This window comes from Streptomyces sp. NPDC001100 (assembly GCF_053598575.1).
Genome location: NZ_JBSFKO010000045.1, coordinates 19,940 through 32,044, shown reverse-complemented (window position 1 = coordinate 32,044; position 12,105 = coordinate 19,940). Strand labels below are relative to the sequence as shown.

At 68.3% G+C, this 12,105-nt stretch carries 11 protein-coding genes and 1 pseudogene; 10 read left to right on the top strand and 2 right to left on the bottom strand.

Going from position 1 to position 12,105, the window contains the following annotated elements; genetic code table 11:
* Window positions 1–32: 32 nt before the first annotated feature.
* From ACWDEW_RS41805 to ACWDEW_RS41790, 4 genes are all read left to right on the top strand, one after another.
* Window positions 33–533 carry an SRPBCC family protein gene (locus tag ACWDEW_RS41805; protein ID WP_450520535.1) on the top strand — a complete coding sequence of 167 codons (501 nt, stop codon included), beginning with the start codon at window positions 33–35 and terminating at the stop codon, window positions 531–533.
* A gap of 240 nt (window positions 534–773) precedes the next feature.
* Window positions 774–1,067, top strand: a complete 294-nt coding sequence (locus ACWDEW_RS41800; RefSeq protein ID WP_450520533.1) for a hypothetical protein — start codon at window positions 774–776, stop codon at window positions 1,065–1,067.
* Window positions 1,068–1,173: 106 nt separating this feature from the next.
* Complete coding sequence (locus ACWDEW_RS41795) at window positions 1,174–1,389, top strand: hypothetical protein (protein WP_450520531.1); 216 nt, start codon at window positions 1,174–1,176, stop codon at window positions 1,387–1,389.
* 9 nt (window positions 1,390–1,398) lie between these two features.
* Entirely contained in the window at window positions 1,399–1,539 is a 141-nt protein-coding gene (locus tag ACWDEW_RS41790; RefSeq protein ID WP_450520529.1) for a hypothetical protein, read from the top strand.
* 229 nt (window positions 1,540–1,768) lie between these two features.
* Here ACWDEW_RS41790 and ACWDEW_RS41785 read toward each other — a convergent pair whose 3' ends face one another.
* Window positions 1,769–2,380 carry a TetR/AcrR family transcriptional regulator gene (locus ACWDEW_RS41785; RefSeq protein WP_450520527.1) on the bottom strand — a complete coding sequence of 204 codons (612 nt, stop codon included), beginning with the start codon at window positions 2,378–2,380 and terminating at the stop codon, window positions 1,769–1,771.
* A gap of 86 nt (window positions 2,381–2,466) precedes the next feature.
* Between ACWDEW_RS41785 and ACWDEW_RS41780 the strand changes: the two genes are divergently transcribed.
* On the top strand, window positions 2,467–2,892 hold the full coding sequence (locus tag ACWDEW_RS41780) for a nuclear transport factor 2 family protein (RefSeq protein WP_450520525.1): 426 nt from the start codon (window positions 2,467–2,469) through the stop codon (window positions 2,890–2,892).
* Window positions 2,889–3,737 carry an NmrA family NAD(P)-binding protein gene (locus tag ACWDEW_RS41775; RefSeq protein WP_450520523.1) on the top strand — a complete coding sequence of 283 codons (849 nt, stop codon included), beginning with the start codon at window positions 2,889–2,891 and terminating at the stop codon, window positions 3,735–3,737. The genes ACWDEW_RS41780 and ACWDEW_RS41775 overlap by 4 nt, the downstream gene beginning before the upstream one ends.
* A gap of 195 nt (window positions 3,738–3,932) precedes the next feature.
* On the opposite strand, the gene ACWDEW_RS41770 is transcribed toward ACWDEW_RS41775, so the two are convergent.
* Window positions 3,933–4,163 carry a DUF2933 domain-containing protein gene (locus tag ACWDEW_RS41770; RefSeq protein WP_450520521.1) on the bottom strand — a complete coding sequence of 77 codons (231 nt, stop codon included), beginning with the start codon at window positions 4,161–4,163 and terminating at the stop codon, window positions 3,933–3,935.
* Window positions 4,164–4,959: 796 nt separating this feature from the next.
* On the opposite strand from ACWDEW_RS41770, the gene ACWDEW_RS41765 reads away from it, so the two are divergent.
* The 4 genes and pseudogenes from ACWDEW_RS41765 to ACWDEW_RS41750 all read left to right on the top strand — a co-directional run.
* Window positions 4,960–6,558: an arabinofuranosidase catalytic domain-containing protein gene (locus tag ACWDEW_RS41765; RefSeq protein WP_450520519.1), complete on the top strand. Its 1,599-nt coding sequence runs from the start codon at window positions 4,960–4,962 to the stop codon at window positions 6,556–6,558.
* A gap of 82 nt (window positions 6,559–6,640) precedes the next feature.
* Window positions 6,641–9,091 carry an RICIN domain-containing protein gene (locus tag ACWDEW_RS41760; RefSeq protein WP_450520517.1) on the top strand — a complete coding sequence of 817 codons (2,451 nt, stop codon included), beginning with the start codon at window positions 6,641–6,643 and terminating at the stop codon, window positions 9,089–9,091.
* 72 nt (window positions 9,092–9,163) lie between these two features.
* Window positions 9,164–10,288: a ricin-type beta-trefoil lectin domain protein gene (locus ACWDEW_RS41755; protein WP_450520515.1), complete on the top strand. Its 1,125-nt coding sequence runs from the start codon at window positions 9,164–9,166 to the stop codon at window positions 10,286–10,288.
* Between the two features lie 78 nt (window positions 10,289–10,366).
* Window positions 10,367–11,842, top strand: a pseudogene (locus ACWDEW_RS41750) (endo-1,4-beta-xylanase); the annotation flags it as partial.
* Between the last annotated feature and the right edge of the window lie 263 nt (window positions 11,843–12,105).

The following is a 12,105-nucleotide window of genomic DNA, read 5'->3' as shown; positions in this document are numbered from 1 at the left end:
GGCACCACCCCGCATGCACCCAGGAGGACGCCTTGAGCGCCACCACCAGCGAACACGACCTCTTCGAGGCTCTGGACGCATCAGGCTTCGCCTTCACCAGACGCACATGGGTGGATGCTGCACCCGCCCGGGTCTACGACCTGGTCAGTGACGTGTCCGCGATCGGCCGCTGGAGCCCCAACGCGACCGACGCCACGTTCGACCACGGCGCCGGACCCCGGGCCGGCGCCTGGTTCAGCGGCCGCAATCAGAAGGACGGCCGGGAATGGACCACCCGCTCCCAGGTCGTACGAGCCGACCCCGGCGACGCCTTCACCTTCGTAGTCGGCGGAGCCGAAGACGGCATCGTGCAGTGGAACTGGACCTTCCACCCCCAGGGACGCGGAACCGTCGTCGAGCAGTCCTGGCAACTCCTCCGCCTCGACCCGGTATTGGGCACCACCCGCGGCGACCTCGACGCACTCCGCGACTACATGACGAACAGCGTCGAAACCACCCTGCTCTCCCTCGCCCAATGGATCGCCGAAGAGTGAGGTTCCCGGGTGCGGCTTCGTCGACGGCGGCAAGCGCGAGCGACGCCTGGACCCTCTACCGCTGGGATACCTGCCCACGAAACCCCGTATCCGATGACGTACTGGCGGACGCTCTTAACGGATCCGGTGACGGGAGGCGCCGAAAGCCGAACACCACCCGCAAGCCGGAGGCGGACACCGCATAGAACTGCTCGGGTGGCGGTGCGTACCTGACTACTCCGCCACCCGGGCACCTCACTCTTGAGTGAACGCGCCTATGGGGTCAGGCGGGACGAGGAGTTTGCCGCCCGCCCCTACCACCAGGGCGACTGGAAGGCCATCGACGAGGACACGCTGGCCCACGCCGAGGCCGACGAGGACGAAGACCCCGAACGGGCCGAGGAGCTCTACGCCATGGAGCACCTCACCCCCCCCGGGACCGCGTTGCCGTCCTGCTTCCAGTCCAGGTCGTCGCTCTCGCCGAGCTGCACGTCGACGGCCCGCCGGAGCATGGCGGCGGTGACGCGACCGGGCAGGGCGCCGGCGGAGCGGTGAAGCGACGTGTAGGCCATACCGGCACGCTATTCCTGGGCGCCACTGGGGGGCCCAGGAAGGAACGGCTTGAGGCGTGCCGCACCCGACAATGAAGCCGGAGGAGACGATGGGAACCAAGTACCTCGCCCGGCCGCAGTTTGAGGCTGGTGGCCCGGTCGTGGAGGGCCAGTGGACGCGGGTCTCGACCGCCCGCGAGTGCTACACGCGGTCGGTCGGCACCTACAGCCACGACCCGAACGTCACGGTGTCGCTCATCGAGGAGACAGCCGGCCACGAACACGTGCTGCGGACCTGGACGGCGCAGGGCGAGACCGTCCCGTAGAACGCAGGTGTGACCGACTCGCTGGGCGACGGCGCCGGGCATCCCGGAACCAGCGACATGGGATCCGTCGACGTGGCACACACATTCGATGAACTGGTGGAAATGCTGCGGGCGACGCGGGCGAACTCCTGGCCGTCATCGCGCGCGTGATTTTCCACTGAACGGCTACAGCTACTTCCGGCTCGACGCGTGTCCCGTCCCGTTCGACATTCTCGCCCCGCGCCTCGGTGACCAGGGGGTAGGCAAATCACGGTGAAGACCGCAGTGCACGAAATCCCAGGAGGCGTTGTCGCCCAGAGTTATGCGTGTGCAGCCGCCCCAACCTTCGTTGGCGGTCGTTTGCGAGGCTTCGCTGATCAAGGCCTCGCCCGGTCCTCGATCACTCCTCGGCGGTCAACCCATGCAGTGGACCGGAGGCCAGGACTCTGGTGGCGAAGTTCGCCAACTGTGCCCGCATTCTTTCCCGCGGAATGCGCTCTTCTCCGGCCAGGTGCTCGACGAGGTCGGCTCGTGTGGCGGCGAGCAGGGCGTGGGTGGTGAAGTCGCTGTCGGTCAGGCCGGGGATCTGCTCCAGTACGGCTCGGAGCAGGCTGTGCCACCGCTCGTAGTGCTCCGCCTGGTACGGGCTGCTGCTCCCGCCTTCCTCCAAAGCCAGCGCGAGGCGCCGGTTGTCGAGTTTGAAGCACAGGATGGCATCGAGCAGGGCGGGTACGCGATCCCGTGGTGGGGTCGCGGGCCCCAGGGGTGGTGGGCCGGTCTCGACGGCCTGCCTGATCGGTTCGAGTCGTGCCTCGTACAGCGCGCGGAGCAGGCCGGCGCGATCGCCGAAGGCCCGGAAGAGCGTGCCCTTGCCGACGCCGGCCGCTGCCGCGACGTCGGCCATGGTGACGTCCTCGGGACTCTCGCGGCGGGTGAAGAGGGCGTCGGCAGCCGCGAGCACGGCCTCCCGGTTGCGGATGGCGTCCTTGCGAGACGACTGGCGTTCGGGCATGGCACTCCTTCCATTTGCAAAACGGACCCGTGGTCCATATCGTCGAAGCGGACCAAGAGTCCGGATTCTATGACTGGAGGATACCCATGTCCGCACCGACCTCCCCGGCGGATCTATACCGCCACAGCCTGCGACTGCTGCTCGACAAGGACATTGCCGCGTGGATCGCCCTGTGGGCCGAGGACGGCCTCATGGAGTTCCCCTTCGCCCCCGCCGACTGGCCCCGGCGTCTGGAGGGCAAGGAGGCCATCGCCGCCTACATGCGCCACTACCCCGACCACATCGACCTGCACGACTTCCCCGACCTGCGGATCCACCAGACCACCGATCCGCAGACCATCGTGGTCGAGATGCGCGGCGTCGGCCGCCTGGTGGAGAGCGACGCTCCCTTCGACATGACCTACATCGCCGTTGTGACCGTTCGAGACGGGCACATCACCTCCTACCGCGACTACTGGAACCCCCTAGCCGTCCAGGAACCCGGCACCGACTTCACCGGGAGCAGCCGATGACCACCGCCGGCACCACTCTGGTCATCGGCGCCACCGGCACGACCGGAAGCCGCACCGCCGCACAGCTGACGGCCGCGGGTCACCGCGTCAAAGCCGCCAGCCGCCGGGCCACCCCGGTCGCCGGCGCCGAGCCGGTCCCCTTCGACTGGTACGACCCCGCCACCCACGCGGCCGCCCTCGATGGCGTCGACCGCATCTACCTCATACCGCCCCTGGGCGACTCCGACCCCGCGGCGACCATGCTGCCGTTCCTCCATCAGGCCCGCACCGCCAGCGTGCACCGCGCGGTGCTGTTGAGCTCCTCGGCCATCCCCGAGGGCGGCCCGGCGGTGGGAACGGTGCACCAGTCCCTGCCCGATCTCTTCGGACAGTGGGCCGTACTGCGGCCCTCGTGGTTCATGCAGAACTTCACCGGCACGCACGCGCACGCTCGCAGCATCCGGGACGAGGGCATCATCTGGACCGCCACTGCGAGCGGTCGGGTCGCCTTCGTCGACGCCGAGGACATCGCGGCGGTCGCCGTGCGCGCTCTAACCGACGAGCAAGCCCCCAACACCGATCTCGTCCTCACCGGACCCGAGGCACTCAGCCACGACAACATCGCCGTGGTCACCACCGAGGTCACCGGTCGGCCCGTGGTCCACCGCCGTCTGTCCTACGAGCAGATGCGCGACCGCCTCACGACGCAGATGCCGGTGGAGTTCGCCGCAATGCTGGCCGGCATGGACCGTGCCATCGCCGAAGGGGCGGAGGACCGCATCACCGACACCGTCCAGCGCCTCACCGGTCGGCCCCCGCGCACCTTCCGAGCCCTCCTTGAGAGGGAGATGCGATCCAGCGGATGATGTTCCAGGGCGATCAGCAGTTCCGTTTGAGACCCTGCGTAATCTCGGCCTGGCCGTCTGAGGAGGCTCGGACGTCGGTGAAGTCGCCGCAACCGCCTCCCAGGTCACCGACCAAGCCCGCGAGGGGCGTTGCGCCGATCAGCGAGGCCATGGCGGCTCACCGGGCCTCCGGCCGGAGGCCGTTGATGTGGCCGCTCAGAGGTGCTTGTGCAGGCGGTCCTGGTTGTCAGTGTCCTGGCCGTGGTTCTCATGGTCGCTGTGCTGGTCGTTGCCGTGCATGCCGCGCATCATGAAGAACATCATCAGCGGGCAGCAGAGCACGAGCACCAGGAACAGCAGCGTGCTCAGCGGCACTCCCAGAGCCACGAGCCCTACGAGGACGAGCGCGGCGACGATGACGTACGGAGCGAAGTTCCGGCCTTTCATGGTGTCCTCCTCGTATCTTTCAGGGATCTTTGGATACCTCTACCGGGTATCCGTTCCTATTGCTGATCCTCCGCCTGCTCGGAGTGGACGGGCAGGGGCCGACCGGCCCCTCCCACTTCCCCGGACGCACCCCCCATGCTCGGCGCTCACTTCCTCCACCAGCACCCTGCCCAGGTGCGGCAACACCGTAGGAGAGGGCCGGATGGTGACTGACCGTCGGGGTGGGGCTGCGGGCCCGTTTCCCGTCTCACGACGTTCCGAGGTCAAGGCGAACCGGTTCGACTCAAGCGCTTCGACGGGATTTAACGCCGGTCTTGTGCATGCCAGTCGCGTAGTGCGAAGCGCAAACGGCGACAATCCCCGTTCAGGGGCGTCTGCTTCGGTGAGCGGCCTTCGTTCCGGTGCTCCGTGATCTGGGGGTCCACTCGGAGACATTCCTGTTCAGTGACCTGATGAGGGGTCCTCCGTAGGTTCGGTGGCCCGCCCTCGGTGACACTCGCGCGGCCCCCAGCATCATCGCGGCAGTAGGTCGGGCCGTGGTCCGGTCCGGTTCCATCGCAACTTTTCGTGCTTCCCAAGAGCTTGCGAACTGTGGCAATCAGCAGTCGAATCGATTCCGCAGCACGCACCGCAGGAAGGGTCTCCCGACTCTTGGCACCCTGCGAGAGCGGTAACACCGCCATCCCCGATGTATCTCGGCAACCCCACTGCACGACGGCACGTTCAAGTGCTTCGACATGTGTCACCCCCACCACCGCGACCCGACCGGGTCGCACCCGCACGGTAGGGAGTCCAGATGGGAACCACCCGTACAAAACGCCGCCTGCTGCCCGGGCGCGACAGCGTCGAGCGGTTACTCGCGGCGGTACACCACCGTGGCGCGCCCCGAAACGCGTCGCCTGGGACGCATCTCTCTCCGTCGGCGGGCACGGCCCGTTCCCGGTGGAGGACGTTCGCACGAGCGGGGGCCGCAGCCGCGCTCGTCGCCGGTGCTCTGGCCGGCGCCGCGGCCACGGCCGGCACAGCTCGGGCCGCCACCTCCGGGCCCTGTGACCTCTACGCGGCAGGCGGCACGCCCTGTGTGGCGGCGCACAGCACCACACGAGCGCTGTACGCCTCGTACAACGGGCCGCTCTACCAGGTCCGGCGCGCCTCCGACAACTCCACCCGTGACATCGGGGTCCTGAGCGCGGGCGGGTACGCCGACGCCGCGGCCCAGGACTCGTTCTGCTCGGGGACGTCCTGCCTGATCACGGTCATCTACGACCAGTCCGGCCGCAACAACAACCTCACCCAGGCACCCGGCGGCGGTGCCGCGGGTGGACCCGACAACCTCGCGAACGCGACCGCCGCGCCCACCACGGTGGGCGGACACAAGGCCTACGGCGTCTTCGTGGCGCCCGGTACGGGCTACCGGAACAACCACACGAACGGCATCGCCACCGGGGACAACGCCGAGGGCATGTACGCGATCTTCGACGGCACGCACTACAACGGCGGCTGCTGCTTCGACTACGGCAACGCCGAGACGGACAGCAACGACGACGGCAACGGCACGATGGAGGCCATCTACTTCGGCAACATCAAGGTGTGGGGCTACGGTTCGGGCAACGGTCCGTGGATCATGGCCGACCTGGAGAACGGCCTCTTCTCCGGGGTGAACCAGCATTACAACGCCAACGACCCGACCATCAACTACCGCTACACGACCGCCATCATCAAGGGCGGCCCCAACCACTGGGCGATCCGTGGTGGCAACGCCCAGTCGGGCAGCCTGTCCACGTTCTACGACGGGGTGCGCCCCAATGTCGCGGGCTACAACCCGATGCGCAAGCAGGGCGCCATCATCCTCGGCACGGGCGGCGACAACAGCAAGGGTGCCCAAGGCACCTTCTACGAGGGCGTGATGACCTCCGGTTACCCGTCGGACGCCACGGAGAACGCCGTCCAGGCCAACATCACTGCTGTCGGATACGACAACTCCGCGGGGGGCGGCACGGGCACCGGCGCGCTGCACGCGGTGGGCGCGGGCAAGTGCCTGGACGTACCGGGCTCGTCGACCACGGCCGGCACGCAGCTACAGATCTGGGACTGCAGCGGCGGGGCCAACCAGACCTGGACCCGTACGTCCTCCAACCAGCTGACCGTCTACAGCGGCAGCAGCCAGCTGTGCCTGGACGCGTACAACAACCAGACGTCCGCCGGTACCAAGGTGGTGACCTGGCCGTGCAACGGCGGCGCCAACCAGCAATGGCAGGTGAACGCCGACGGCACCGTCACCGGCACCCAGTCCGGGCTCTGCCTCGACGTCACCGGCGCCTCCGCGGCCAACGGCGCTCTGACCGAACTCTGGACGTGCAACGGCGGGTCCAACCAGCAATGGAGCCTCAACTGACCTGAACGGCTCCGTCCCGTGGCCGCCGCACCGGCGATCACGGGCCACCCGCCACCGGACGCGCCACCACCGGAGGATGACCATGCTCAGAGCCGGAGCGCTCTGCAGCCTGTGGGCCGCCCCCACAGCCCTGCTCGCCCTGCTCGCCGGCAGTCCGGCCACCGCCGGGGTCGCGTACGCGGTTCCGGCGGAACGCCAAGCCGCGGCCGCCGACCTGTACGTGGCGCCGGATGCGGCTCCCGGCGGAAACGGCACCGCCGGGCAGCCGTTCGCCACCATCGATCAGGCGGCGCAGCCCGCGCACCGGCTCTCGGCCGACTCGGACGTCGTCGTCCACCTGGGCGGCGGCACCTACCGGCTGACCAAGCCACTTGCCTTCGGCTCCGGCGACGGCGGCCAGAACGGCCACACCATCACCTACCAGGCCGTGTCCGGGCAGCAGCCGGTCGTGACTGGCGCCCAGCAGATAACTGATTGGCAGGTGCATGATCAGGCGAAGAATATCTGGTCGGCCCACGTCGGCACGGGCGTGAACACCCGCCAGCTGTACGTGAACGGCGGGGAAGCAGCACGAGCGGCGATCCAGGTACCCCGCTCCGCCTTCACCTTCACCCAGACCGGCCTGACCTTCACCGACTCCTCCCTCGACTACCTGGCCGGCCTCTCGGACCAGAACCACATGGAGGTCGAGAGCCTCAACTCCTTCACCGACCGCTACGCGCCGGTCCAGTCGATCAGCGGCAGGACCGTCACCATGCAGCAGCCCGCGTGGAACAACAACTCCTGGGGCTACGACACCATCAACGCGCCGTTCGCCGGCGGGACGATGCACCTGGAGAACAACTACGCGTTCCTCCAGCAGGCCGGACAGTGGTACCTCGACTCGTCCACCGGCGACCTGTACTACCGGGCCCAGCCGGGGCAGAACCCCGGCAGCCTCGACGTCGAACTGCCCAGGTTGCAGAGCCTGCTCGGCATCAGCGGCAGCTACGGCTCACCGGCCACCGGGCTCGCCTTCAGCGGCATCCGGTTCACCGGAACCTCCTGGCTCGGACCCAGCGGACCCGACGGCTACGCCGACCAGCAGAGCGGCGCGCACATCACCGGCGCCTACCCGATGCCCGCCAACTGGCTGAGCACCTGCAAGTCGGGATGCACACAGTTCGAGGCCACCCGCAACCACTGGGCGCAGATGCCCGCGGCCGTCCAGGTCTCCGCCGCCACCGGCATCACGTTCTCCGGCGACACGTTCTCCGAGCTCGGACAGGCCGGGCTCGGCGTGGGCAACGACGGCGTCGCCAACGCCTCCGGCACCGGACTCGGCGCCAACGGCGTCACCATCACCGGCAACACGTTCACCGACACCGCAGGCAGCGGCATCCAGGTCGGCGGGATCCAGCCGGACGCGCACCACCCCGGCAACCCGCAGATGACCAACCAGAACATCACCATCAGCAACAACAAGGTGAGCGGGGTCGGCACCGACTACAAGGAGACCGCCGCGATCCTGTCGACGTACGTCACGAACGCGACGATCACCCACAACCAGTGCGACCACCTGCCCTACGACGGCATCGACATCGGGTGGGGCTGGGGCGCCAACGACCCTGGCGGCAGCCAGGACTACGTCAACCGGGGCACGTACAACTACCAGCCCGTGTACAGCACCCCCACGACGCTGAAGAACAACACCGTCTCCCACAACCTGATCTTCGACACCAAGAACGCGATGTTCGACGGCGGCAGCATCTACAACCTGTCCGCGAACCCCGGCTCGGTGATCTCCGAGAACTACATGTACGACAACAACCGCACCACCGCGCTGTACCTCGACGAGGGCTCCCGGTATCTGACGGTGTCGAACAATGTGGTGCAGGACGCGGGCAACTGGGCGTTCACCAATGCCAACGCGAACAACCACACCGACGACAGCAGGTTCTCCGGCAACTGGTACAACGGCGGCAACACCTACGTGGCCACCGGCCCGCCGCACAACAACGTCCTGACGGGCAACGTGCAGGTCAGTGGCACCAGTTGGCCGTCGGGCGCGCAGCAGGTCATCCAGCAGGTGGGCGTCCAGTCCTCGGGCGGCGGTGGCGGCTTCCCCACCGGATACCACCAGTTGGTGATCGGCAACGACAGCCTGTGCCTGGACGTGTACGGCAACTCCGGCAGCGCGGGCGCCGCGATCGACCAGTGGACCTGCAACGGGCAGGCCAACCAGCGGTTCCAGTTCGTGCCGGGCGCCGGCGGCTACGGGCAGTTGCAGGCGCAGAACTCAGGCCTGGTGGTGGGGGTTTCGGGCAGTCTCACGGCCGCCGGGACGCCGGACATCGTGCAGCAGGCGCCGAGCGGGGCGACCGGCGCCCTCTGGCTGCCCGTACGGCAGTCCGACGGCTGGTACTCCTTCCAGAACCAGAACAGCGGCCTGTGCCTGGACGTCTACGGCGGCGGCAGGAACCTCGGCCAACAGCTCGACCAGTGGCCCTGCAAGAACACGGCGGGCGGCAACCAGGACTTCACGCCCCGCTGAGACTCCCCACTGACCGCTCACTCTCACTCACGTTCATCCCCACCCACTGTCCCGCACCAGTGAGGAACGCCGATGAAGAGATACTCGATCGCCCTGGCCGCAGCGCTGACCGCCGTGCTCGGCACCGGGACCGCGTTACCCGCGACGGCCGCCACCGGGCCGGCCGCAGCCGCGCCCACCGCCCTACGGCTGATGCCGCTGGGCGACTCCATCACCTGGGGCGTCGGCAGCCCGTCCGGGAACAGCTACCGGGGCTTCCTGTGGAACCAACTCGCCGCCGAGGGACACTCGTTGGACTTCGTGGGCTCGGGCCGCAACGGCACCATGTCCGACCCGGACAACGAGGGCCACTCCGGCTGGCACATCAGCGAGATAGCCGGTATCGCGGACTCCGTGCTGGCCCGGTACCGGCCCAACGTGATCACCCTGGAGATCGGCACCAATGATCTGAACGGCGGCTCTCAGGCCGAGCCCGCCGCCGAACGGCTCCATGCGCTCATCGACCAGATCACGGCCGACGCCCCTGACGCGACGGTCCTCGTCGGCACCGTGATCGTCTCCACCAGCGGCACCGAGGAGGCCACCCGCCCCGCGTTCAACGCCCAACTGCCGGGCATCGTCCAGGCCGAGCAGGCTGCCGGCAAGCATGTGCGCCTGGTGGACATGAGCGCTCTGACCACCGCGGACCTGTCCGACTCCCTGCACCCCAACGACAACGGCTTCGGCAAGATGGCTGACGCCTTCAACGCCGGGGTCCAGGCCGCGGACGCGGCAGGCTGGATCAAGCCGCCGGTCTCCCTGGGCGAGCCGGTGCGCTCCGGGGTCGCGGGGAAGTGTCTGGACGTCAACGGCGGCAACAGCACCAACGGAACCGCCGTACAGATCTGGTCCTGCAACGGAGCCGACGCGCAACTGTGGTCCGCGCGCTCGGACGGCACCTTGCGGGCGCTCGGGAAGTGCCTGGACGCCACGGGCGGTGGTACCGCCAACGGCACCAAGATCGAGATCTGGGACTGCAACGGCGGCAGCAACCAGCAATGGCAGGCGTACAACGGCGGTTACCGCAACCCGGTCTCCGGCCGCTGCCTCGACGACCCCGGTGCGTCTGCCACCGACGGTACGCAACTGGTCCTGTGGGACTGCAACGGCGGAGCCAACCAGCAGTGGAGCGCACTGCCGGTCAGCTCGGCCTTGTGACAGGCCCGACTCGATCCCGGCACCGGTTCGTGGCCGGTGTCCCCATCCCCTCGCCCCACGCAAGGAGGACGATCCCTCATGCCCTGGCTCAACGCAGAGCCCCGTCCGCGCAAGGCCTTGGCCCTGGCCGCCGTCCTGGCAGCCGGCACGGCTCTGGCCCTCGCCGGCCCGGCGAGCCCCGCCGCTCACGCGGCCTCCGGCACCCTGGGCGCGGCAGCAGCCGACAGCGGCCGCTACTTCGGCACAGCCGTGGCCGCGGGCCGTCTCGGCGACTCGACGTACGCCACCATCCTCGACCGGGAATTCAACATGATCACCCCGGAGAACGAGATGAAGTGGGACACCATCGAACCCTCTCGCGGCAACTTCAACTTCGGGCCCGGCGACCAGATCGTCAGCCACGCCGCCGCGCACAGCCAGCGAATGCGCGGGCACACGCTCGTCTGGCACTCCCAACTCCCGTCCTGGGTCAGCTCCATCAGGGACGCGAACACCCTGCGCAGCGTGATGGACAACCACATCACCCAGGAGATGACCCACTACAAAGGCAAGATCTACGCCTGGGACGTGGTCAACGAGGCGTTCGCCGACAACGGCAGCGGCCAGCAGCGCAGTTCGGTGTTCCACGACGTGCTGGGCAACGGCTTCATCGAGGAGGCGTTCCGCACCGCGCGGACGGCGGACCCGGCGGCCAAGCTCTGCTACAACGACTACAACATCGAGAACTGGTCCGACGCCAAGACCCAGGGCGTCTACAACATGGTGCGCGACTTCAAGTCGCGTGGCGTGCCCATCGACTGCGTCGGCTTCCAGTCCCACTTCGGCACCGGCGGCCCGCCCGCGAGCTTCCAGACCACCCTGTCCAACTTCGCCGCGCTCGGCGTCGACGTACAGATCACCGAGCTGGACATCGCGCAGGCGCCGGCAAGCGCCTACGCGAACACCGTCAGGGCATGCATGAACGTCGCGCGTTGCACCGGCATCACCGTATGGGGCATTCGCGACAGCGACTCCTGGCGCACCGGCGAGAACCCACTGCTGTTCGACAACAGCGGCAACAAGAAGCCTGCCTACGACGCGACGCTGACCGCGCTGGGCGGTGGCGGTTCGGGGAACCCGGGCGGCGGCATCGTCTCGGGCCAGGTGTACCAGGTGAGCGTGGCCTCCGCGGGCCGGGTGCTGGACGTGCCGGGCGGACAGACCGGGAACGGCACGCCGGTCCAGATCTGGGACGCCAACGGGAGCTCCGCGAACCAGCAGTGGCGGGCGAACCAGAACAGCGACGGCTCGTACACGCTGACCAACATCGCCAGTGGGCGGGCGCTGGACGAGCCCGGTGGCCAGACCGGCAACGGCACGCGGCTGACGATCTGGGACGGCAACGGCGGTGCGAACCAGCACTGGCGGGCCACCCAGAACGGTGACGGGACGTACACCCTGATCAACGTGGCCTCCGGCCGGGCGCTGGAGGTCCCCGCGGGACAGAGCGCCAACGGGAGCCCCGTGCAGGTCTGGGACTCCAACGGTGGCGCCAACCAGCACTGGAATTTCAGGTGAGGCGATCGGCACCCAGCGCTCACACCTGATCCCTCGACGAACGCCTGCGTCCGGCACGCCTGGTCGTCGCCGGACGCGGGTTTCGGCTGCCCTCAGAGTGGCCCGACCAGGGCAGACATGGGATGGATCGAGCTCTGGGAGACTCGGTGACTTCTATTGACAGGCTCATGACCCTGTGGAATCACTGTGGAACATGGGATGTCTGAGGGCCCCTTGTGCGTGCAGGGCACTCTCCGTCTCCTCCCTCCCCCCTCATATCC

What these genes read in the sequence shown, in the direction of transcription:
- ACWDEW_RS41765 (WP_450520519.1), top strand. Translation starts at nt 4,960, where the DNA reads ATGGGAACCACCCGTACAAAACGCCGCCTGCTGCCCGGGCGCGACAGC.
- ACWDEW_RS41795 (WP_450520531.1), top strand. Translation starts at nt 1,174, where the DNA reads ATGGGAACCAAGTACCTCGCCCGGCCGCAGTTTGAGGCTGGTGGCCCG.
- ACWDEW_RS41770 (WP_450520521.1), bottom strand. Translation starts at nt 4,163, where the DNA reads ATGAAAGGCCGGAACTTCGCTCCGTACGTCATCGTCGCCGCGCTCGTC.
- ACWDEW_RS41785 (WP_450520527.1), bottom strand. Translation starts at nt 2,380, where the DNA reads ATGCCCGAACGCCAGTCGTCTCGCAAGGACGCCATCCGCAACCGGGAG.
- ACWDEW_RS41775 (WP_450520523.1), top strand. Translation starts at nt 2,889, where the DNA reads ATGACCACCGCCGGCACCACTCTGGTCATCGGCGCCACCGGCACGACC.
- ACWDEW_RS41760 (WP_450520517.1), top strand. Translation starts at nt 6,641, where the DNA reads ATGCTCAGAGCCGGAGCGCTCTGCAGCCTGTGGGCCGCCCCCACAGCC.
- ACWDEW_RS41755 (WP_450520515.1), top strand. Translation starts at nt 9,164, where the DNA reads ATGAAGAGATACTCGATCGCCCTGGCCGCAGCGCTGACCGCCGTGCTC.
- ACWDEW_RS41780 (WP_450520525.1), top strand. Translation starts at nt 2,467, where the DNA reads ATGTCCGCACCGACCTCCCCGGCGGATCTATACCGCCACAGCCTGCGA.